This is a genomic window from Thalassospira permensis NBRC 106175, assembly GCF_000714555.1.
Lineage (GTDB): Bacteria > Pseudomonadota > Alphaproteobacteria > Rhodospirillales > Thalassospiraceae > Thalassospira > Thalassospira xiamenensis.
The window spans coordinates 67,684-89,960 of record NZ_AUNC01000056.1 but is presented as its reverse complement, the minus strand read 5'-3'; the positions used below and the strand labels follow the sequence as shown (position 1 = coordinate 89,960).

General features: G+C 57.3%; 20 protein-coding genes and 1 other RNA gene. 8 read left to right on the top strand and 13 right to left on the bottom strand.

Annotated features, from left to right (window positions below; genetic code table 11):
* Nucleotides 1–43: 43 nt before the first annotated feature.
* The 6 genes from SMB34_RS18120 to SMB34_RS18095 all read right to left on the bottom strand — a co-directional run bounded on the left by SMB34_RS18120 (nt 44) and on the right by SMB34_RS18095 (nt 7,525).
* Nucleotides 44–412: an HVO_A0114 family putative DNA-binding protein gene (locus tag SMB34_RS18120; protein WP_037992190.1), complete on the bottom strand. Its 369-nt coding sequence runs from the start codon at nt 410–412 to the stop codon at nt 44–46.
* Nucleotides 409–693 carry a toxin-antitoxin system TumE family protein gene (locus SMB34_RS18115; RefSeq protein WP_037992189.1) on the bottom strand — a complete coding sequence of 95 codons (285 nt, stop codon included), beginning with the start codon at nt 691–693 and terminating at the stop codon, nt 409–411. The genes SMB34_RS18120 and SMB34_RS18115 overlap by 4 nt, the downstream gene beginning before the upstream one ends.
* A gap of 184 nt (nt 694–877) precedes the next feature.
* Complete coding sequence (locus tag SMB34_RS18110) at nt 878–4,531, bottom strand: hydantoinase B/oxoprolinase family protein (RefSeq protein ID WP_037992188.1); 3,654 nt, start codon at nt 4,529–4,531, stop codon at nt 878–880.
* Between the two features lie 68 nt (nt 4,532–4,599).
* On the bottom strand, nt 4,600–5,901 hold the full coding sequence (locus SMB34_RS18105; RefSeq protein WP_037992186.1) for a TRAP transporter large permease: 1,302 nt from the start codon (nt 5,899–5,901) through the stop codon (nt 4,600–4,602).
* 10 nt (nt 5,902–5,911) lie between these two features.
* Nucleotides 5,912–6,424 (bottom strand): TRAP transporter small permease, encoded by a 513-nt coding sequence (locus SMB34_RS18100; RefSeq protein WP_037992184.1) that lies wholly within the window; start codon nt 6,422–6,424, stop codon nt 5,912–5,914.
* Between the two features lie 126 nt (nt 6,425–6,550).
* Entirely contained in the window at nt 6,551–7,525 is a 975-nt protein-coding gene (locus SMB34_RS18095) for a TRAP transporter substrate-binding protein (RefSeq protein WP_037992183.1), read from the bottom strand.
* 258 nt (nt 7,526–7,783) lie between these two features.
* Between SMB34_RS18095 and SMB34_RS18090 the strand changes: the two genes are divergently transcribed.
* Entirely contained in the window at nt 7,784–8,533 is a 750-nt protein-coding gene (locus SMB34_RS18090; RefSeq protein ID WP_037992181.1) for an SDR family oxidoreductase, read from the top strand.
* A gap of 77 nt (nt 8,534–8,610) precedes the next feature.
* On the opposite strand, the gene SMB34_RS18085 is transcribed toward SMB34_RS18090, so the two are convergent.
* Both SMB34_RS18085 and SMB34_RS18080 read right to left on the bottom strand, forming a co-directional pair.
* On the bottom strand, nt 8,611–9,135 hold the full coding sequence (locus SMB34_RS18085; RefSeq protein ID WP_007089717.1) for a winged helix DNA-binding protein: 525 nt from the start codon (nt 9,133–9,135) through the stop codon (nt 8,611–8,613).
* A gap of 136 nt (nt 9,136–9,271) precedes the next feature.
* On the bottom strand, nt 9,272–11,236 hold the full coding sequence (locus tag SMB34_RS18080) for a methyl-accepting chemotaxis protein (RefSeq protein ID WP_051682407.1): 1,965 nt from the start codon (nt 11,234–11,236) through the stop codon (nt 9,272–9,274).
* Nucleotides 11,237–11,603: 367 nt separating this feature from the next.
* On the opposite strand from SMB34_RS18080, the gene SMB34_RS18075 reads away from it, so the two are divergent.
* From SMB34_RS18075 to SMB34_RS18055, 5 genes are all read left to right on the top strand, one after another.
* Nucleotides 11,604–12,416, top strand: a complete 813-nt coding sequence (locus tag SMB34_RS18075) for a TerB family tellurite resistance protein (RefSeq protein WP_007089721.1) — start codon at nt 11,604–11,606, stop codon at nt 12,414–12,416.
* A 129-nt stretch (nt 12,417–12,545) separates the two neighbouring features.
* A complete protein-coding gene (locus SMB34_RS18070; RefSeq protein WP_037992270.1) occupies nt 12,546–14,378 on the top strand; it encodes an ATP-binding cassette domain-containing protein in 1,833 nt (610 codons plus the stop codon).
* Nucleotides 14,379–14,471: 93 nt separating this feature from the next.
* Entirely contained in the window at nt 14,472–14,654 is a 183-nt protein-coding gene (locus tag SMB34_RS20950; RefSeq protein ID WP_063094751.1) for a hypothetical protein, read from the top strand.
* A gap of 156 nt (nt 14,655–14,810) precedes the next feature.
* Nucleotides 14,811–15,683: a DMT family transporter gene (locus SMB34_RS18060; RefSeq protein WP_007089723.1), complete on the top strand. Its 873-nt coding sequence runs from the start codon at nt 14,811–14,813 to the stop codon at nt 15,681–15,683.
* A gap of 6 nt (nt 15,684–15,689) precedes the next feature.
* On the top strand, nt 15,690–16,409 hold the full coding sequence (locus SMB34_RS18055) for an N-acetylmuramoyl-L-alanine amidase (protein ID WP_037992177.1): 720 nt from the start codon (nt 15,690–15,692) through the stop codon (nt 16,407–16,409).
* Here the strand turns inward: SMB34_RS18055 and SMB34_RS18050 are convergent.
* Nucleotides 16,403–17,215: a substrate-binding periplasmic protein gene (locus tag SMB34_RS18050; protein ID WP_167332784.1), complete on the bottom strand. Its 813-nt coding sequence runs from the start codon at nt 17,213–17,215 to the stop codon at nt 16,403–16,405. The two genes, SMB34_RS18055 and SMB34_RS18050, sit on opposite strands and share 7 nt — an antisense overlap.
* 199 nt (nt 17,216–17,414) lie before the next feature.
* On the opposite strand from SMB34_RS18050, the gene rnpB reads away from it, so the two are divergent.
* Nucleotides 17,415–17,810, top strand: an RNA gene (gene rnpB, locus SMB34_RS20805) — RNase P RNA component class A.
* 54 nt (nt 17,811–17,864) lie between these two features.
* On the opposite strand, the gene SMB34_RS18040 is transcribed toward rnpB, so the two are convergent.
* The gene (locus tag SMB34_RS18040; RefSeq protein ID WP_037992174.1) at nt 17,865–18,485 is read right to left on the bottom strand and encodes a pyridoxamine 5'-phosphate oxidase family protein; all 621 of its coding nucleotides are present in this window, start codon (nt 18,483–18,485) and stop codon (nt 17,865–17,867) included.
* A gap of 70 nt (nt 18,486–18,555) precedes the next feature.
* Nucleotides 18,556–19,128, bottom strand: coding sequence for a cysteine hydrolase family protein (locus SMB34_RS18035; RefSeq protein ID WP_037992172.1), 573 nt, complete (start codon nt 19,126–19,128; stop codon nt 18,556–18,558).
* 99 nt (nt 19,129–19,227) lie between these two features.
* Between SMB34_RS18035 and SMB34_RS18030 the strand changes: the two genes are divergently transcribed.
* Nucleotides 19,228–20,223 carry a GlxA family transcriptional regulator gene (locus SMB34_RS18030; protein ID WP_037992171.1) on the top strand — a complete coding sequence of 332 codons (996 nt, stop codon included), beginning with the start codon at nt 19,228–19,230 and terminating at the stop codon, nt 20,221–20,223.
* Here SMB34_RS18030 and corA read toward each other — a convergent pair.
* The gene (gene corA, locus SMB34_RS18025; protein ID WP_037992170.1) at nt 20,220–21,263 is read right to left on the bottom strand and encodes a magnesium/cobalt transporter CorA; all 1,044 of its coding nucleotides are present in this window, start codon (nt 21,261–21,263) and stop codon (nt 20,220–20,222) included. The genes SMB34_RS18030 and corA overlap by 4 nt on opposite strands.
* Nucleotides 21,264–21,415: 152 nt before the next feature.
* Entirely contained in the window at nt 21,416–22,081 is a 666-nt protein-coding gene (locus SMB34_RS18020) for an EF-hand domain-containing protein (RefSeq protein WP_174441862.1), read from the bottom strand.
* Nucleotides 22,082–22,277 lie beyond the last annotated feature (196 nt).

The window sequence follows — 22,277 nt, the reverse complement described above, 5'->3', positions numbered from 1 at the left end:
AATGGTGCGGGGAGTGTTGAATGCGGTTCCCGATCCTACCTGCTTATGCCGCCGCCGTCAGGGTGAAATCGACATGCACGGCATCAAACGGAAAAATGATCTGGCCGTTTTCCTCCCGATCCAGAACACCGGCATCCAGCAGGGCATGAACATCGCCATGCACGCTTTTGACATCGCGCCCGACACGGCGCGCGGCCTCGCGCATGCTCATCGCCCCCTGCCCGGTCATCGCCTTAAGCAATTCCCACCGCTTGGCGGTCATGGTCTGCCACAGCAATTCGACCGACGCGAACGAAATATGCGCGCCTTGCGCCGTGCCCTCAAACGCCGCAAGCGCGCGCTTGGTCACGTCCTCGCGCGATGCGACCGACAGGGTAACGGTATTGGTTTTGGAACTGGTTTTGGTGGTCATTGACACCTCCATCCATCGACATCGGCCCAAAAATCACGCAGCAATTGCGCCGGTTTGGAAAAATCATAGGCTGTTTCAACATCACCGATATGCTTGTGGTCGCCCTTGCCCGCCTCATTGTCATAACGAAGCACACATTCCCGGGCCACGACATAAGCCAGCGCATATTTGAACATATGGTCCGAGCCCCGCACCGATTGCGGCACCCGCCAGATCCGCAATTCAACAAATGCGTCGGGTGCAAGCTGATGACGCTCGCGCATAAGCAATTCGGCCTTCATGTTGGTGTTTATACCAACAAAAGCGGAGTGTTGTCAATTGCACCAACACGTTTCGGCGCATTTCGCGGACAAAAAAACCGCCGGTTTCCCGGCGGCTGCAAGTCTGACAAGTAACATCCTGTCGGGAACACCCCATAATGAGGGGCGGGTGTTCCCAAATGTCCTGTCGCTCTGAGTGTTATGATCAGGCTTTGCCGTAACCGCCGCCACCCGGCGTCTCGATGATGAAGACATCACCGGGATACATGGTGGCACCGTCGGTGCCCTTAAGCTCCTCGACCGTGCCGTTGGTGCGTTCAATCGCATTGCGGCCAAGCTTGCCCGGCTCCCCGCCGCCAACGGCCTGAACCGGCACGCGACGGTGGTTGGACAGGATCGATGCGGTCATTTCTTCAAGGAAGCGCACCCGGCGCACCGTGCCGTCCCCGCCCTTGTGTTTGCCGGCCCCGCCGGACCCTTTGCGGATGCCAAAGCTTTCCAGCAAGACCGGGAAGCGCCATTCAAGGACTTCCGGGTCGGTCAGGCGCGAGTTCGTCATGTGCGAATGCACACCCGACGTCCCGTCATAATCCGGACCGGCACCGGTCCCGCCACAGATGGTTTCGTAATACTGGTGCGTATCATTGCCCCAGGTGAAGTTGTTCATCGTGCCCTGCGCACCCGACATCACGCCAAGGGCGGCATACAGCGTATCGGTGACATGCTGCGATGTTTCAACGTTTCCGGCAACCACGGCGGCCGGATAACGCGGGTTGAGCATCGAGCCTTCCGGCACGATCAGATTGACCGGCTTCAGGCACCCGGCATTCAGCGGAATGTCATCATCAACAAGCGTTCTGAAGACATAAAGAACCGCCGCCCTTGTTACCGCCGATGGGGCGTTGAAGTTGTTATCAAGCTGATCGGACGTACCGGTGAAATCGACCGTCGCCGAACGGGTTTCCTTATGGATCGTGACCTTGGCTTTCACCACCGCGCCATTATCCATTTCATAAGAAAACTCGCCGTCTTTGAGCACGTCAATCACACGGCGCACACTTTCCTCGGCATTGTCCTGCACATGGCCCATATAGGCATGCACAACATCAAGCCCGAAGTGATCGACCATCTTGCGCAGTTCCTGCACGCCCTTTTCATTGGCGGCAATCTGCGCACGCAGATCGGCGATGTTCTGATACGGGTTACGCGCCGGATATTTCGCGCCTTCCAGAAGCGCGGTCAAACCGGCCTCGTCAAATTTGCCCTGATCAACCAGTTTGAAATTGTCGATCAGAACGCCTTCTTCCTCAAGAATACGGGAATTTGGCGCCATCGAGCCCGGCGTGATCCCGCCCACATCGGCATGGTGGCCACGCGATGCGACATAGAACAGGATTTCCTTGCCATCATCACCAAACACCGGCGTGATCAAGGTAATATCGGGCAGGTGCGTACCCCCGTTATAGGGATCGTTGAGCATATAAACATCGCCGGATTTCATCTTTCCGGCATTGTTTTCCATGACAGCCCGAACAGACTCACCCATCGATCCAAGATGGACCGGCATATGTGGTGCGTTGGCAATCAGAAGACCTTCCTGATCAAACAGCGCACACGAGAAATCAAGCCGTTCCTTGATGTTGACCGAGTATGACGTGTTGGCAAGGGTGACCCCCATCTGTTCGGCAATATTCATGAACAGGTTGTTGAACACCTCAAGCATCACCGGATCGGCCTGCGTGCCAATCGCTTCCGACCGTTTGAGCGGCACAACACGCGTAAGCACAAGGTGATCCCGGCCATTGACCTTGGCCTCCCAGCCCGGATCAAGCACCGTGGTGCCGACCGGCTCGACAATCACCGCCGGGCCGCGCACGGTGGCACCGGGTTTCAAATCTTCGCGTTTATAGAACGGCGTATCTTCGGATTTGCCATCAAACACCACCTTGCGGGTGGCAAGCGGATCGGGTCTGACGCCATCCTTGGCAACTTCGGTTTCGGCATCGGGCAGGCCTTGGGTTTCGCCAATCGCCTCGACCGCGACGGCTTCGACCACCAACGGCTTTTCATCCATCACAAAGCCATAACGCTGCTTGTGCTGTTCTTCGAACTGCGCCTTGATCGAGGCAACATCACCGAAATCAACGATCAACGGATTATCCGTGCCGTCATAGCGCAGATGCAGCTTTTTAAGCATGCTGATCTTGGCATCGGTAATGCCCTGCTCATGCAGCTCGCCACGCGCCTCAAGTGCCAGCGCATCAAGGCTTTCATCAAGCCCGGCAAGGGCAGACGTTTCAAGCTTCGCCTCGACCGCCTGTTCGCGCATTGCCCGGATATCGGCAAGCCCCATGCCATAGGCCGACAGAACACCGGCAAACGGATGGACAAACACGCGCGTCATGCCCAGCGTATCGGCCACCTGGCAGGCATGCTGCCCCCCGGCCCCGCCAAAGCATTGCAGGACATAATCCGTCACGTCATAGCCACGCTGAACCGAAATCTGCTTGATCGCGTTCGCCATGTTTTCAACCGCGATGCGAAGGAACCCTTCGGCAACTTCTTCGGGGGTTCTGACCTGACCGGTGGCTTCCTTGATCTTGAGCGCCATGTCGGCAAAGCCCGCCTTGACCGCATCCGCGTCAAGCGGCTCGTTGCCTTCGGGGCCAAACACATTCGGGAAGAATTCCGGCTGCACCTTGCCCAGCATGACATTGATATCGGTCACCGCAAGCGGCCCGCCACGGCGATAGGCCGCCGGTCCGGGATTGGCACCGGCACTGTCCGGGCCCACCCGGAAACGCGCGCCATCGAAATGCAGGATCGACCCGCCACCGGCCGCAACCGTATGGATTTTCATCATCGGGGCGCGCATGCGCACACCGGCAACCTGGGTTTCGAAATCGCGTTCATATTCGCCGTCATAATGCGAAACGTCGGTCGATGTGCCGCCCATATCAAAACCGATGACCTGATTAAAGCCATCCATTTCGGCGGTCCGCACCATGCCGACAACACCGCCCGCCGGGCCGGACAATATCGCATCCTTGCCCTGGAACTTCGCGGCATCGGTCAACCCGCCATTGGACTGCATGAACATCAGCTTCACACCGCCAAGCTCGCCCGCAACCTGATCAACATAACGGCGCAGGATCGGCGACAGATAGGCATCAACAACCGTGGTATCGCCGCGCGATACCAGTTTCATCAACGGGCTGACCTGATTGCTGACCGAAACCTGGGTAAAGCCGATTTCGCGCGCGATTTCGGCGGCTGCATTTTCATGGGCGGTATAACGATAGCCATGCATGAACACGATGGCACATGCCCGGATGCCGTCATCAAAGGCGGCCTGCAAGTCACGGCGAAGGTTCTCACGATCAAGGGCTGTCAGTTCCGCGCCCTGCGCGTCAAAGCGGCCATCGGCCTCGATCACGCGCTCATAAAGCATTTCCGGCAGCTTGATATTGCGATCAAACAGCTTCGGGCGGTTCTGATAGGCAATACGCAACGCATCGCGGAAACCGGTCGTGGTCACCAGAACCGTGCGGTCGCCTTTGCGTTCCAGAAGCGCATTGGTCGCAACCGTCGTGCCCATCTTGACGGCTTCGATTTTCTCGGCCGGGATTTTCTCGCCCGCCGGAACGTCAAGCAGCTCGCGAATGCCCTGAATGGCGGCATCGGCATAACGTTCCGGGTTTTCCGACAGCAGCTTGTGCGTCAGAAGGCTGCCATCGGGTTTGCGCGCGACGATATCGGTGAATGTGCCGCCACGGTCGATCCAGAACTGCCATTTCGGCTGTCCAGTCGTCTGATCAGTAGTCTGCGAAGCGGGCGAATTTTGGGTGTGCGAAGCCATGATGCTTACTCCTTCAGCATCGTATTCAAACAAATCTTGCGAATGCGCCGACCGTTAAACGGCGCGGGTCAGCCGTTCATTTTCTGCGGAAGCCAGGTGGCGATTTCGGGGAAGACCGTAATCAGCAAAACCGCCAGCAAAAGCAGGAAGAAGAACGGCAAGGAAGCCCGTGCAATGGAAAACAGGTTTTTGCCCGTAAGCCCTTGCAGAACGAAAAGGTTGAAACCGACCGGCGGGGTGATCTGCGACATTTCGACCACCAGCACCACATAGATGCCAAACCACAAAAGATCGATCCCGGCCGCCTGCACCATCGGCAGGATCACCGATGTGGTCAGAACCACCACCGAAATCCCGTCAAGGAAGCAGCCCAGCACGATAAAGAACACCGTCAGCGCGGCCAGCAACGCATAGGGCGAAAGGTTCATTTCCGCGATCCATGCCGCAAGCTCGCGCGGAATGCCGGTAAAGCCCATGGTGACGGTCAAAACCGCCGCCCCGGCAAGGATGAAACCGATCATGCACGATGTGCGCGTCGCCCCCATCAGGCCGTCGATAAAGCTCGCCCGGTTAAGCGACCCGCTGATGGCGGACAGGATCAGCGCACCAACCACGCCAAAGGCCGCGGCCTCTGTCGGGGTGGCAATCCCGCCATAGATCGACCCGATCACGCTGGCAATCAGCACAATCACCGGGATCAGGCGGCCAGACGCCCGGACCTTTTCCATAAAGCCCATATCCGGCCCGGCAGGCGGCATCTTGTCCTTGTTCGCCGTCGCCCAGATCATGACAAAGCCCATGAACAGGATGATCAGCATCGCACCGGGCAGAATGCCGGCAATAAACAGACGCGCAATCGAAAGCTCGGCCGAAACGCCATACACGATCAGGATGATCGATGGCGGGATCAGAAGCCCAAGCGTCCCCGACCCGGCCAGCGTGCCAAGGATCAGCCTGTCGGCATAGCCCTGCTTGCGCAGTTCCGGGATCGACATCCGGCCAATCGTGGCCGCCGTCGCCGCCGACGAACCCGATACGGCGGCAAAAATGCCGCAGCCCAGAATATTGACATGCAGCAACCGCCCCGGAAGCTTGTTCAGCCAAGGTGCCAAGCCGGTAAACATATCCTCGGACAACCGCGACCTAAACAGGATTTCCCCCATCCAGATAAACAGCGGCAGCGGCGCCAGCGACCAGCTTGCAAGCCCCGACCAAGCGGTTGTCGCAATGATCGGTCCGGTCTGCGCGCTGGTGAAAAATTCAAGTCCGATGACACCGACCGCAAATAACGACAATGCCACCCAAAGCCCCGCCCCCAGAAACAGGAACATCAACCCCATAAGGATCAGGCCGATTTCAAGTACTTCCATGACCGTCCCCCTATTCCGTCAGTTCGCTGGTTTCACGCGATGCAAAGCCGGGCGCACGACCACGTGCCACATCAAACAATGCTTCAAGCATGGCGATGGTAAAAACAATCAGCCCGAACGCCATGGCGGCCTGCGGTATCCAAAGCGGAAAGGCCAGAACACCGGGCGACGTATCGCCATATGAAAAACTTTCCTCGGCCAGAACCGCCATCCAGTAGGCGAAATACCCGCCCAAGAAACTTGCTGCCGCCAAGGTGATGCTCTCGATCCCCCGGCGCAAACCGCCCTTAAGGTGCGATAACACGATCAGAACCCGGATATGGGTGCCCGCCCGAAGCGCCGGACCAAGTGCGAGGAACGTCCCCGCCGCAAGCGAGAAACCGGCAAGCTCGTTGGCATCATGCACGGCAATTCCGACAAACCGGCCCAGCGACGAGGCCAGGATCAGCAATGCGATGGCAACCAGAAAAATGGCTGCTAACCCCGCACTGAATTTGAACAAATAATCTAATGATCTGCGCACAGCAGTCCCCTTTCCGCCCGCGGGATTTCCCAGTGGTGGCTGACAATACGGACAGTCATATCATGAATTTCGGCGGGGCGTCCCGATCCGGGCGGTTTCACCCGGATCGGAAAAGTTGGTTCGCGCTTACTTCTTGAAGGCGTCGATGATGGCAGCCCCGGTATCACCGGCTTCTGCCTGCCAATCGGCAACCATCTGTTCGCCAACCTTGGCAAGACCGGCTTTCAGTTCGTCACTCGGTGCGGCAACATTCATGCCGTTATCGGCAAGAACCTTTTTCTGCGCATCGGTTTCGGCCATGCTCATCTCCCAGCCGCGCGTTTCGGCTTTGGCGGCTGCGTCCATGACGGCTTTCTGTACTTCCGGCGACAGACCGTCAAATGCCTTGGCATTGACGATCACCATGTTTTTCGGAAGCCATGCCTGAACGTCATAGAAGTTTTCGACAAAGTCCCATGCCTTGGAATTCGCACCGGTCGAGGGGGAGGTCATCATCGCTTCGACAATGCCGGTCGCAAAGGCGGTCGGGATTTCCGGCACTTCAACCTGGGTGCCGACCATGCCGGTCAGATCCGCCAGTTTCGACGTTGCCGAGTTATAGGCACGGAACTTCATGCCTTTAAGGTCATCAACCGTGCTGACGGGCTTGGCGGTATAAAGACCCTGTGCCGGCCATGCGACCGCATAAAGGACCTTAAGGCCATCACCGGCCAGTTTTTCTTCAATCGCCGGGCGCGATGCTTCCCAAAGCTTTTTGGCTTCGTCATAGCTGGTCGCGAGGAACGGGATCGCGTCAACGCCGTAAACCGGGTCTTCATTCGACAAAAGCGAAATCAGGGTTTCACCGGCCGGAACCAGACCGCGCTGCACCGAACGCTTGATGTCCGGGTGCTTGAACAGCGAACCACCGGAGTGAACGGTGATGTCAAGCTCACCGCCGGTCGCTTCTTTCACGTCCTTGGCAAATTCGATGATGTTCTGGGTGTGGAATGTCGCGTCCGGATACGGGGTCGCCATATCCCATTTTTCGGCGGCCATGGCAAAACCGGCCGACATCGTGATTGCGGCAACTGCGACGGTGGAAAGTGCCTTTTTAAGCATCAGTCAAGTCTCCCTGTGTGTGATGAGGCCGACATGCATTTTTTCGCGCATCTCGTGACTCCGAAGTAGCCTCCCAACAGAACGGTCACATTTTACTGATAAATTGTCAATGTTATTTCATGGCTGATATGCATAATACGGGAAACGACGCAGGATATTTTATCGGCATTGCCCCGCCAGTGCGCGCCATCAATATGATATTCCTCGATTTATGGCCGTATGCTAGGCTCCCGCCAAATCACAAACGGGAAAAAGCGAATGCAGAATCTTTCAGGGAAATCAGTCTGGATCACCGGTGCCGGTAGCGGCATTGGCGAGGCAATCGCAAAATCGCTTGCCGCGGCAGGCGCACATGTCGCCCTGTCCGCACGGCGCGAAGAAACGCTCCAAAAGGTCGCAAACGAAATCACGTCAGAGGGCGGCAAGGTCGAAATCCACCCGCTTGATATCAGCAACAGCGATCAGGTCGCGGACGCCGCGCGCAACATTCAGGCGTCCTTGGGCAAAATCAATGTCCTGATCAATTGTGCGGGCATGAACACCCCCAAACGGCATTGGCGCGATCTTGATATTGCCGACTGGCACCGCATCGTCGCGGTCAATCTCAATGGTGTGGCGAACACGGTTTGCGCAACCCTGCCCTTCATGCGTGATCAACAGGACGGGTTGATCATCAATATCGCGTCATGGGCGGCAAAGCATGAATTCCCCGTCGCGGGCCCGGCCTATGTCGCGTCCAAACGCGGCGTTGTCGACCTGTCGCACAGCATCAATCAGGAAGAAATGCACAACAATATCCGCTGCTGCTGCATAAGCCCCGGCGAAGTCGCCACCCCGATCCTTGACCAACGCCCCGTCCCGATCAAAGAAGACGAACGCGCCCTGATGCTAAAACCCGACGATCTGGCCGATATGGTCGCCTATGTCGTCGCTGCCCCGGCACGGGTTTGCTTCAACGAAATCATCATGTCCCCGACCCATAACCGAACCCTTCTGCCGCAGCCCTAAAACGCAGACATGAAAAAGGCAGCCCCGATACCCATCGCGCTGCCCTTTGTCTGTTCTTCAGAAACTCTGGAAGTCAATCACATCGCACTCGCCGCGCGCGATGCCTGATCATACACGCCCGAAATCGCGCGCAGCGTCTTGGCCACATCACCGACTTCCTCGTGATTGACCCCCAGCCGCTGGAACGTCTCCACCAGACAGGCTTCGCGGACCTCGCGGTATTTCTCGCACATCGCGCGGCCGTCCTTGGTGGTCGAATAATGCACTTCCTTGCCGCGCTTGATCCCGTCAACCAGCCCCAGCTTACGCAGTTTCTTAAGCGAATAATTCACCAGATGGCTGTCTTCGACATTCAGGACGAAACAGACCTCCGACAGGCTTTTTTCCCGTTCGCGTGAATTGACGTTATGCAGAACAAGGATATCCAGCACCGAAACATCGGGCATGCCCGCCGCGCGCATGCACCGCACCATCCAGCGGTTAAACGCATTCCCCGACAGGATCAGGGCAAATTCAAGCTCGGAAAGCTCGGCCGCGCGTTCCGATACAAGATGTGACGATGATACGATACGTGGTTTGTCGGTCCGTGGTGTGTCGGTCATGCGGCGTTCCTGAAATCCCGGTGTTAACTTTCGCGATGCGCTTTGCGGCATTCACTTATACGCTTTGTCGGGATTTTATCGCAAAAAAAGCAGCCCGGACAAGGCCGGGCTGCACATTAATGTCGACATTTCACCGTCAAAGTGATCGCATGCGTTCCAGGAACCCGTCAATCTGACCGCGCAAATTGCCGCTTTGCGTGCTAAGATTATCGGCCGAACCATGCACGTCATTGGCGGCAACATTGGTTTCGGCAACTGCTGCCGATACGCCCTGCATGGCGGCGGATATTTCCTCGGTCCCGGCGGCGGCCTGCTCGACATTCTGCGAAATCTCGCTGGTCGCGACCGTCTGCTGTTCGACCGCGGCGGCAACGGCCGATGCCCGTTCGCTGATGTCGGAAATCATCCGCACGATCTCGTCAATCGCCTCAACCGCCAATCCGGTCGCCTGCTGGATACCGTTAATCTGGCTGGTGATTTCATCGGTGGCCTTGGCCGTCTGGTTGGCAAGGTTCTTGACCTCGCTTGCCACAACCGCAAACCCCTTGCCGGCATCACCGGCACGTGCGGCCTCGATGGTGGCATTAAGCGCCAGAAGGTTGGTCTGCCCGGCGATATCGCTGATCAGGCCAATGACCTCCCCGATCTTGAGCGCGGCATCATTCAGCCCCTGAATGTTTTCATTGGTATGGCGCGCACGCTCGGTCGCTGATTGCGCCATGTTCGATGTTTCACTGACCTGACCGGAAATCTCGTTGATGGATGCCGCAAGCTCGGTCGCCGCCGTCGCGACAAGCTGCACATTCGCCGATGCTTCCTCGGTCCCCGATGACACCGCCAGGGACTGGTTTGCCGCAGTATCCGCACTTTTGCGCAGCACATTTGACACTTGATGCAGCTGGTCAACGGCACCGCCAACCTCGGCCATGACGGCCACCACCGCCTGATCAAACTCGCGGATATACCGCTCCTGGGTTTCCAGGCGTTTACGGCGGCGTTCATCCGCCTCGCGCTGGGCGGCTTCAAGCTTGACGCGTTCGATCCCGTTTTCACGGAACACCAGAACCGCCCGACCCATCTCGCCGATCTCGTCGGCCCGATTGACTTCATTGATGTCGACATCAAAGTCGTTATGCGCCAACCGCGTCATCTTTGTCGTCAGTCCGGCGATCGCGCGCACAATTGCTTTTGATAGCAATACGGACAGCACCAGCAACGCCAACGCCCCCACAACAAACATCACGACCGTCGTGATCAGGCTACGCTGCGAAATGGCGTTTGCCTCCGCCTTCTTCGTGGCTGCGATGGCCGCTATATCGGCACTAAGCTGTTCCAGAACCGGTTCTGCCGCAGCGTAATAGTCGCTCAGCTTGCCCAATTCTTCCTCGCGCTGAAGGATCCCCGCCGCCAGCGCCTTGAAATCCGTCACATAGGATTTCATCAGATCGGCAATCTTTTGCTTTTCCGCAGCAGGAATACTGTCGGCGGCGGTCAATGCCGGACCAAATTCCGCCAGACGGTCATCAATGCGCGCAACATATTTCGGATCAATCCGCGCCAGGAAATCCTTCTCGTGGCGGCGCATCATCAACATGATGATTGTCAGCTTGTCGGCTTTGTACTGGTCCAGCGCTTCCTCGACATTGTGAACGGACGCGCGCAGACTGCCAAGCAGGCCGCTTTCTTCATTCAGACCGATTTCGCGTTGCAGATTGGCAATCGTCTGGAACTCAGTGGCATAATTGTCAAACGAAGTCTCGATGGACGAAATTTCATCATCAAACGGATCAAGGGCCGAATCATTGGCCAGCTTTTTCAAACCGGCCTGAACAATCGCAACCGTTTCCGCGTGGTCGGCGGCGTATTTTTCATCCAACCGCAGCAGAAAGTCTTTTTCACGCCTCCGGGCGTTCAGAAATTCCCGGGCGATCCCGTCAACGATCAATCGGTCATCGACGGCTTCCTCAGCAGTCATTTCCGCAGTTTGACGCTGATAATCCGCGACAAACAGAACCACGGCAACGATCGCAAAAATAGAAAGCGCAGCTAAACCTATCAACGAAATCTGATAGATCAGCTTCATGCGCGACAAAAAGCTCATTACGAATCTCCCAAGAGACTTATATTCAACAGGAAACTAACCCTAGGTATAGTACTATACACTTTGGTATAGTAGGTCACGCGTTTTCCGCCCTATTGCCCTGCATCTGATGCATGAGTGCTATCTTGGGCTGCACCTATGCGTTTTCATCTCCGGTTGGGTTACTGTTTTATTACAATGGTGCATGCCGGACGGAAAGACGCCACTTGCCAAGGCCTCAGACCCTTGAAAGGACGCGACATTTACCCCCTGCCGCCACCGCGTCCGGTACACTGCAACGATTCCCTGAATGAAAAGACTGGCTTCCTGCTTCACCTGTACTATCTAATGCGCTTTGCCTGTCGGCATCTGGCCGATACGGCGATAAATGAATGTCCTTTTCGCAACCAAGAGCCTGATCAGAAGTATGAGCATCTGGGGTAAAATCATCGGCGGCACTGCGGGCTTTGCTCTTGGCGGGCCGCTTGGCGCCATTCTGGGGGCGGCGGCTGGTCATGTCGTCGACAGGATCAAGCACAATATCCGCACCGCCCGCATTGGCGGCTATAGCGGCAGTACACAGGGCAGCTTCCCCGGCGGGCAGGATGCGCGTCAGGTCGCCTTTGCCACCGCCGTTGTCGTGCTTTCGGCCAAGATGGCCAAGGTCGATGGCGTGGTGTCGCGTGATGAAATCAACGCCTTCAAGCGCGTTTTCCACATCCCGCCCGGCGAGGAAAAGAATGTCGGCCGCCTATTTGACATGGCGCGCAAGTCATCCGACGGCTTTGAACCCTACGCCCGGCAGATCGCCCTTCTGTTCCGCGGCGAACGTGCTTTGCTCGAAGGCATCCTCGAAGCGCTGTATCAGATCGCGCTGGCCGATGGTGCCCTGCACCCGGCCGAAAAGGACTTCCTGCACAAGGTCGCAACCATTTTCGGCTTTGCCGATATTGATTTTGATCGCGTGCACCACGCCTATACCAGCCCCGGCGGCCCCGATCCCTATGAACAGCTTGGGCTGGGCCGCGATGCCAGCGACGATGACCTCAAGGCCGCCCATCGCAAACTGTCGCGCGAAAACCATCCCGACACCCTGATCGCCAAGGGCATGCCGCCCGAATTCATCGAACAGGCAAATCACAAGATGGCCCGCATCAATGCCGCCTGGGATCAGATCCGCAAGGAACGCAATATCCGCTAGGGTCACGCCCTGATAACAGCCACTTGCGACGCACCCCTGCCCTGCATGTAATGATTTCCCTTGCAAGATGCCGCGATTTGCGGTTTGCAGGGGGCCAGTTTTCATGACCTCAAGCTTATCGGTTTTTCCATGGCGCCACCGCTGATCAATATAAACGATATCCGTCTGACCTTTGGCGGCAACGATCTGTTTTCCGATGTTTCCTTTGCCATCGGGGATCGGGATCGCCTGTGCCTTGTCGGGCGCAATGGCGGCGGGAAATCGACCCTGCTTAAAATCATCGCTGGCGAAATCGAAGCCGATGGCGGCGAACGCTTCGTTCAGCCGGGCTGCAAGATCGCCTATCTTAATCAGGAACCGAAATTCGACGGCTTTGCGACGGTCGAGGAATATGTTCTGTCCGCGCTCGACGAGCATGAAATCGATTATGCCTATCGCGTCTATATGCTGCTGGACTCGGTCAATATCGATCCGCAGGCCGACCCGACCAAACTCTCGGGCGGCGAAGGCCGCCGGGCGGCAATCGCGCGCGCTCTGATCGCCGATCCGCAGGTCCTTCTGCTCGACGAGCCGACCAACCATCTTGACCTGCCGACCATCGAATGGCTTGAGGGCGAAATCAAAAACTTCCGCGGTGCGGTTGTCGTCATCTCGCACGACCGCGCCTTCCTGAACGCGATTTCAACCGGCATCCTGTGGATTGATCGCGGCGTCATGCACCGCACCGATCAGAACTTCTCGAAATTCGAAGAATGGTCCGAGGAAATCTTCCGCAAGGAAGCCGAAGAACGCGCCAAGCTTGATAAACTGATCGCCCAGGAAACCGTCTGGTCCGTGCAGGGCATCTCGGCGCGCCGCAAACGCAACCAGGGCCGTCTGCGCCGCCTGTGGGACATGCGCGAAACCCGGTCGCAGCAGATCGAACGCATCGGCAATGTGTCGCTGGCGGCTGACGCCGGCAGCACATCGGGCAAGGTCGTGATCGAGGCCACCGACATCACCAAATCCTTTGGCGACAGAACGATCCTGACCGGTTTCTCGACCCGCATCCTGCGCGGCGACAAGGTCGGCATCATCGGCCCGAACGGGGCGGGCAAAACCACCCTGCTTAAAATGCTGACCGGGCAACTTGAACCCGATAGCGGCACGATCAAGATCGGCACCAATCTGAATGCCAGCTATTTCGATCAGAAACGCGCGGCCCTTGATGACAATATGACCCTGTGGGATACGCTGTGCGATATCGGCGGCGACCAGGTCATGGTGCGCGGCAATCCGCGCCATGTCGTAAGCTATCTGCGCGATTTCCTGTTCGACGAAAAACAGGCGCGCAGCCCTGTCGGTGCCCTGTCGGGTGGCGAACGCAACCGTCTGCTTCTCGCCAAACAGCTTGCCAAGCCGACCAACCTTCTGATCATGGACGAACCGACCAACGATCTGGATATGGATACGCTTGATCTGTTGCAGGAAATGCTGGCCGACTACGAAGGGACCCTGCTTCTTGTCAGCCACGACCGTGATTTCCTTGATCGCGTCGTGACCTCGTCCATCGTGATGGAAGGCAACGGCATCGCCACCGAATATCCCGGCGGCTATTCCGATTATATCGCCCAACGCAAACTGTCCGCCGCCCCGGCTGTCGCCGAGGAAAAGCTGGGCAGCACATCGGGCAAAGGCGGCAAAAAATCCGTCTCGTCACAGGCCGCCAAGCCCAAACCAACCGGCAAGATGAGCTACAAGGACCAGCGCGAATACGACAATCTGCCCGGCCAGATCGCCAAGCTTGAGGCCGAGATTGCCGAAATCGAAGCCGCCCTTTCGGATGGCAGCCTGTTCACCAAGGACCCGGATGCCTTCCAGAAAAAGGTCGACCGCATGGCAGCGGCCCGCGCCGAACTCGAAGCGGGCGAAGAACGCTGGCTCGAACTCGAAATGCTCCGCGAGGAACTCGGGCTGTCATAAGCCCGGGACCGCCGCCCAAAGGCAGGCCCACACCACTTGCAGCTTTTCGACTGAAACCGTAATCTTCTGACGGAACATTACGGGGAAATCGGTATGCGCGGCACGGTAAAACAGGATGCAATCGACGCGATTTCGAGGCTTCCCGATGATGCCAGCATGGATGACATCATGTATCAGCTTTACGTGCTGAAAAATATCCGCTGCGGGCAGGATGACATCGCATCGGGCAAATGCCATGACATGGACCAAGTAAGGGCCAAGCTTAACTCTTGGTAACCAATGCTTTACGGCACTATTCGGATCGGTCACAATTTACCCGACAACTGAAAACAATTCACTTGTCGGGTTGCTCTTTCCATCCGATGAAGGGGCATACCGATAAACCCGCAAACGCGCCACCAGCGCCGATGCGCTTTGCCGAAAGCCCCTGCCATGCCCCTCAAAGCCGTTCTGATGGCCCTGTCCGTTGCCGTGATCTGGGGCGTCAATATGCTGACCGTCAAAGGCGCGGTCAGTGAAATACCGCCCCTGATGCTGACCGCGATCCGTTTTGGATCGGTTGCGATCCTGCTGCTGCCCTTCACCAAAATGCCGTCTGGCCGCTTTGGCCGTCTCGCCATTCTGTCGGTCATCTTTGGCACCGGCCATTTCGGCGTGCTGTTCTTTGCGCTCTCGATGCTTGATGCCGGGCCGGTGGCGATTATCGTTCTGCTTGGCGTGCCGTTCTCCTCGATGCTGGCGACCTATTTCTTCAATGACCGGCTGGGCTGGAAACGGCTTTCGGGCATGACGCTGGCCTTTGTCGGGGTGATGATCATGTTCTGGGACCCGACCATGACCGACCTGCAATTGCCCCTGTTGCTGGTGGTGTTTGCCGCCTTCATGTGGGCGGTTGCCAATGTCATGATCAAAAAACTCGGCAATATCGACACCTTCCAGCTCAATGGCTGGATGGCTTTGATGGCCGCCCCGCAATTGCTGATCCTCTCGCTGTTCCTCGAACCGGCTGCGGTTGAGGCGGTGTTCAATGCAAGCTGGGTCGCATGGGCCAATACGAGTTTCACCGTCGTGATGTCGTCCATCGTGGCCTATGGCTTCTGGTATCATTTGCTGAAAACGCAGGATGTGAATGTGGTGGTGCCGTGGTCGTTGCTGGCCCCGGTGATCAGTGTTGCCGGATCGTTCATTGTCTTTAACGAACCGATCAGCACCCTTAAAATCATCGGCGGCCTGACGGTTCTGGCCGGGGTTGGCGTGATCATGCTGCGCAAACCGCCGCAGCAACAGGAACAGGGAATGGACTGACCCGAGATGTCTGCTGGAAACACGGATTTCAAGAACCGCATCATCGCCCGCCCCTCGCCCAATTACGGCGACAGGCCCGATGGCGTACCGATTGATATCCTCGTCCTGCATTATACCGGCATGCAAAGCGGTAAGGCCGCCCTTGATCGCCTGTGTGATCCGGCGGCCTCGGTCTCAAGCCATTATCTGGTCGAGGAAGACGGCACCATTTTCCGTCTGGTGGACGAGGATAAACGCGCATGGCATGCCGGGCGCGGTCAGTGGCAGGAATGCGATGATGTGAATTCCAGTTCCATCGGCATTGAAATCGTCAATCCCGGCCATGAATTCGGTTATCGTCCCTTTCCCGACATCCAGATCGACGCCGTCATCGCACTATGCCGCGATATCCTGACCCGCCACGATATCCGACCGGATCGCATCATCGCCCATTCCGACATGGCCCCGGACCGCAAGGAAGACCCGGGCGAACTGTTCCCGTGGGACAGGCTGGCCGCGAACGGCATCGGATTATGGGCAACGCCCGATATCACAAAGGGCGATGAAGCCTGCACCGAAACCGAATTCGATGCGATGCTCGACCGTCTGGGATATGGCCCGAATGACGCGCTTAAACGCCGCATCGCCTTTCAGCGTCACTGGCGGCCTGCCGATATTTCGGGGAAGGTGGACGGTGAATGCGCCGCAATCCTGCGCGCATTGCTCGATAAAGCCGGACTTTACTGAACGATCAGCCCGCCCGGATTGGCAATCGGCACATCCGATAACCCGACATAGCGGGCAAAACCGACCCGGCTAAAGCCGAGATGCCGGTGATAGATACCATCCACCACCCCGGTCAGAAGCCCGCGCGCCATTTCACGGTCAAAATCGTTCAGCACCGGCGCCAGATCGGACCGCAGGCTCAAATACCGCTCCTCAATCTCGACCGCAGGCAAAAGCACCTTGAACCCCGTCAGGCTTTTCTGATCCCCGCCAGCAAAACGCAGAAAGGCCAGATCGCTAAACAGCACATCGACATGGTGCCGTTTAAGCATCTCGAACCCCTTGGCATATTCGGCAACTTCCACCGGATGCATGGTTTCGTTGGCAAGGATTTCCGCCGGATAGGACTGCCCGATCACTTTAAGCCAGTTGGTGTTATCAAGGCTGCGCACCCCCTGATAGGTCCCAAGGCAAAAGCCCGAATTGACCACGGCCACCGTCACCTTGCTAACCAGGGACTGGGACGATATCACAAGCCCGGTTTCATCAGCCTTGGCAAGATCATCAAGCAAAACGCCATCCACCGCCCCCTGCCGCAGCGAGAAACGGCACCGCGCCATCGGCATCGCGACAAAACTGACGGAATGCCCGGCATTTTCAAGGAACCGGGTCGCCAGATCCACCGCAAGCCCGCGCGCAACACCCTGATCGTCATAGGCATAAGGCGGCCAGTCGTCATAGCACAGACGCACGTCTTTCGCCTGCGCCCCAAAAGACACAGCACAAAAGATCAATATTGCGCCTGAAATCCAAAGCGCCGCACGCATGGCCAATCCTTCAAATGAAAATCCGGCATCATCAATATGAGCCTGAAAACACGACATACCCCCTTAAGAGGGATATGGCAAACCCGCAGATTTCCGGGCTTCCATGCGTTTTTGGCATGGTTCGGATAACGATCGTATAAGTCCCTGTACAAACTGCTTTTTCTTGACGACGGGGTCAATGTCACCTACATCACGCCCACCAGATGGCCGGATGGCCGCCCCTGTTCTTCGGAACGGGGGAGGAAAGTCCGGGCTCCATGGAAATACGGTGCCAGTTAACGGCTGGCGGGGGCGACCCTAGGGAAAGTGCCACAGAAAGCAAACCACCTGATCGCGCAAGCCATCAGGAAAGGGTGAAAGGGTGCGGTAAGAGCGCACCGGTCCTTCAGCAATGCGGGACGCATGGTAAACCCCACCGGGAGCAAAACCTAATAGGAATGGTCGGCCGGATGCTTCGGCATTGTCGGCAGGCGGGTTTCCGCGCCACCATTCGGGTTGGTTGCAGGAGGCGTCCGGCGACGGGCGTCCCAGATGAATGGCCATCCAGTGCGGTTCGCCGCATGGACAGAACCCGGCTTACAGGCCATCTGGTTTATTTTCTTTTTTGCCCGATATGACATCGGCGGGGACATGCCCCGCCGTGAATGCCTTAACCGCGTTCGGCGATGGATTGCGCGAAATACTTATCGGCATCTTCCTGGGTGCCAACGTCGAAACTCGCTGCCGTCTGATCCTTGATGATCTTGCCAAGGGTCGGCATCACCTTGCGATCCACCTGGCTATCAATGCTCCAGAGTTTGGACCGCATCAACGATTTCGCACAATGCAGGAACGCTTCCGCGACCCGGATTTTGATCACCGTGATCGGCGGTTTTGGCGTATCGGCAAAATGCGCCAGCAATGCCGGATCATTATGGATTTCCGCCGTGCCATTCACACGCAGCGTATCGTTGAAACCGGGCACGAAAAACAGCATCCCGACATTCGGGTTTTCAATGATGTTCGATAACGTATCAACGCGATTGTTGCCCGGACGATCCGGCATCAGAAGCGTATTGTCATCAAGCACCTTGATAAAGCCCGGCCCGTCGCCGCGCGGGCTGACATCGGCATTGCCCTTGGCATCGGCCGATGAAATCACCGCAAAGGGTGCCAGTTCGATAAAATGCCGGCAATGCGGGTCCAGTTTCGTCAATGCCTTGGCAACCGCCAATTCCATCGGCATTCCGTAAATCTCGCGCAGCTTCTCGGCAGTATCGATCTTGGTCATGGGGCAAACCTTTTCAGGGGACGATTATCATGGTGACGGGCGGCAAAACTGCGACAAACCCAGATGCAAGTCAATCGCAATCCCCCCCGATCACCTGATCTGTCGTGCAAACCTTGGCAAACTCGCCATTCAGGCTCGCCAGTGCCACATCATGCACAAGATCGGCACCAAACACCCGCCCATCGGGCAATTTGCGCTCAAACGCAAAACAGGCATCACTGACAATCGTCACCTCAAAGCCAAGGTTCGCCCCCATCCGCGTTGTCGTATTCACGCAATGATCGGTCGATATCCCACAACAAACGATCCGGTTGATCCCGCGCGCCCGCAAATCGGCCTCAAGGCGCGTTCCGATAAACGCCGAATTGACCTGCTTGCCATAAACCGGCTCACCATCCTTCGGTGTGGCAAACTCAATAAATTCATGCCCCGGATGATCGGGATGCAGGCGCGATATCGGGGTTGTTGAATCATGACGCACATGAATAACCGGTGCGCCCTTTGCCCGCCAATGCGCCAGAAGCGCCGCGCCATTGGCCTCCGCCCCTGGATTATTGCGCTGCCCCCAATAATCCAGATCGGCAAAACCCTGCTGCCAGTCAATCAGGATCAGGGCGGTATTTGCGGTTTTGGTTTCGGTCATTATCCATCTCTCCGGTTTGCGTGTCTGTTGGCCCTAGATTATCCGATCGCCAAATGGCATAAATGACAATAAGCCCTCATTTCAGGACAAAGCCCCTTGATGCCCCGTCTACCCAATCCGCCCCGGCTCCCGCGCCTCATCGTTTTCATCCTCACCCCGCAAACCGTGATGCTCGATGTCACCGGCCCCTTACAGGCATTTCACGAGGCCCGCGATCCGGCAACCGGCACCCCGCTTTATCGCACCATATTGGCCTCAAGCCACGGCGGCCCGGTCATGACCGATACCGGCATCGCGCTTGATACCGTCGCCCTTGCCGATCTTGATCCGGGTGAAATCCACACCCTGATCGCCGCCGGGTCCGATGAAATGCTTGATGCCCTTGGCGATGCCAATCTGATCGGCTGGCTTGAAAAATACCGGGGTAAAATTGCCCGCATCGGGTCGGTCTGTATCGGGGCGTTTATTCTCGGCGCTGCCGGAATGCTTGATGATAGAGCCTGTGTCACGCACTGGCGCTGGTGCGACCGCCTGCAAGCCATGTTCCCGCAAAGCCGTGTCGCCCCCGATCCGATCTTTGTCCGCGATGGCCCGGTCTGGACCTCGGCCGGGGTAACAACCGGGATTGATATGGCGGTCGCGATGATCGAACAGGATCTTGGCCGGGACGCGGCCCTTGCCGTTGCGCGCAGCCTGATCGTCTTCATCCGCCGCCCCGGCGGCCAATCACAATTCAGCCTGCCGCTTGAACATCAGGCCAATGACAATACCGGGCGCTTTGATGCCCTGCATGGCTGGATCACGCAAAACCTTCAAACCCGCCTTTCGGTCGAAGACCTCGCCGAACAGACGGGCATGAGCCCGCGCAACTTTTCACGCACTTACAAATCCGCCACCGGCCTAAGCCCGGCGCGCGCGGTCAAACTGATGCGCCTCGAAGCCGCCAGAACGGCCCTTGAACAAACCGACAAACGCATCAGCAAGATCGCGCTTAATTGCGGCTTTGGCGATGACGAACGCATGCGCCGCTGCTTCGTCAAACATCTGGGCGTGGCACCCAGCGACTATCGCGAACGGTTCAAAGCCACCACCTAAAGCCACCCTTTCCGCTTGAAATACCAAAGCGGAAGAACAGCCGACAGCACCATCAGGCCAATCGCCAGCGGATAACCAAACTGCCAGTCAAGCTCCGGCATGACGCTGAAATTCATGCCATAAATGCTGGCAATCAGGGTCGGCGGCAGGAAGGCGGCGGCGGCGACCGAGAAAATCTTGATGATATTGTTCTGTTCCAGATTGATCATGCCCAGCGTCGCATCAAGCAGGAATGTCACCTTGTTGGCGATGAAATTGGCATGTTCGGTGATCGACACGATATCGCGCGAAATGGTTTTAAGCCGCGTCTTGGCATCCTTTTTAAGCCGCGTCTGTGTTGACAGAAACAGCCCCAACCGATGCAGGTTCAGCAAGCTGTCTTTGGCCTTGCCCGAAAGGTTCCCAGCCCGCCCGATGCGGCGCAAAACCGCGCGGTGATCCTGATCATGGGCCGGGTCATCGGGATTGGCGAAAACGATGTTTGACAACCCTTCAAGGTCGGCTGCCGCCTGTTCCATGATATCGGCCAGCCGGTCAACAATCTGTTCCAGCAACCCGAACAGAACCGCCTCGGCACTCGATGCCAGCGACGGGCTGCGATTGACCCGCCGGATAAAGGTCTTGAACGGCACCGGATCGGCATAACGCAGTGTGATCAGGGTTTTCTTGACCAGGATAAAGGTGATCGCGGTGGTTTCCGGCTCGTCACTATTGGCCTTGTTTAGCACCGATACCGTCATGAAAAGCGCGCCGTCTTCGTCATACAATCGCGATGAAAGCTCGATCTCCTGCATTTCCTCGCGGGTCGGGACTTCAATATCGAACCGTTTTTCGATCTCGTGGATTTCATCATCGGACGGGTTCAAAAGGTCGATCCAGACCGGCGTGCGCTCCGCCTTTGGCGGCTTTGCCACACTTCCCGCGCTGTTAACCTCGCCATCAACAGCATCGTCGCTACTGACCAATGCAGCATCATCCGCCGGTGCGGCGGTATCGTCGGACGGGGTCCGGGCCGGGGCAAAAAATTCGTTGCTGTCCATGGTCACTCTCCATCCGCGCCGGTTGACCGGACATTGCCGGGTGCCGGTCTATTTCGGGCTTGTGCGCTTCCTGTCATAGGCCCGAAGGCCCCGTTCTGTCACGCGCCAAGCCATGACAAATCGGTTAAACACCGCCAAGGCACATCATCGCGCTATTGAAACGGCAGAACCGTCTGAAACGCAAACGGATCAATATCCGCATCGTTCCCGCGTTTTTCATCAAACTGCGCCTTGGCATAGGTCAGGAACTCATCCTTGCTGATCATTTTGTCAGAATTGGCGTCAACACTGCCAAACAGCAATTCGAGCCGTCGGCTTTCGGTCCGCAACCGCTGGCGGTTGGCTTCCGCCGTGCCCGGCAATGCCTCGACCGCGGCAAATTCACGCCCCACCAGAACACTGTCGCCATTGATATCACGCCGCCGGAACATCCAACTGGCATAGGCCGCCGCCTCATCCGCACTGATCCGCCCGTCATGATCCATATCGATCGGATGATATTGCTGGCGATACATTGTTACCTGTTCGGGGATGCCGGTCGCGGCGGCACTCGCCGCATTCTGATTGGCCAGCGCCTTGGCAATCGCATCCTCAAGCCCGGGGATTGCCGCCGCACCCGTGCCGTTGGTGCCAGTCCCCGTCGGCAGACCCTCGCCATCCTCAAGCCCGCCCAATCCGTTAAGCGCGCCCAAGCCGCCAAGCCCGAACTGCCCCATCAATTGCGGATTATTCTGCAACTGCTTCATGATCAGTGGCAATAACTGGCGCATTTCCGGCGATGTGACTTCGGGCGAAATTGTCGCACTACCCTTATCCATCTGAAGGCTCTGGGCATGCACCGGCCCCCGAAGGCTCAAAACCGCCACAACGGCACACGTCATTAACAATATGGCAGCTTTTTTCCGCAACACTCGTTCCCTTCGCCTGTCCTGACGCCGCCCCGCATCAGGATCACCATCATAGCATATCAGCACGGACCAGATCGCGGGCAACATTGCCCCATCAAAACCGATT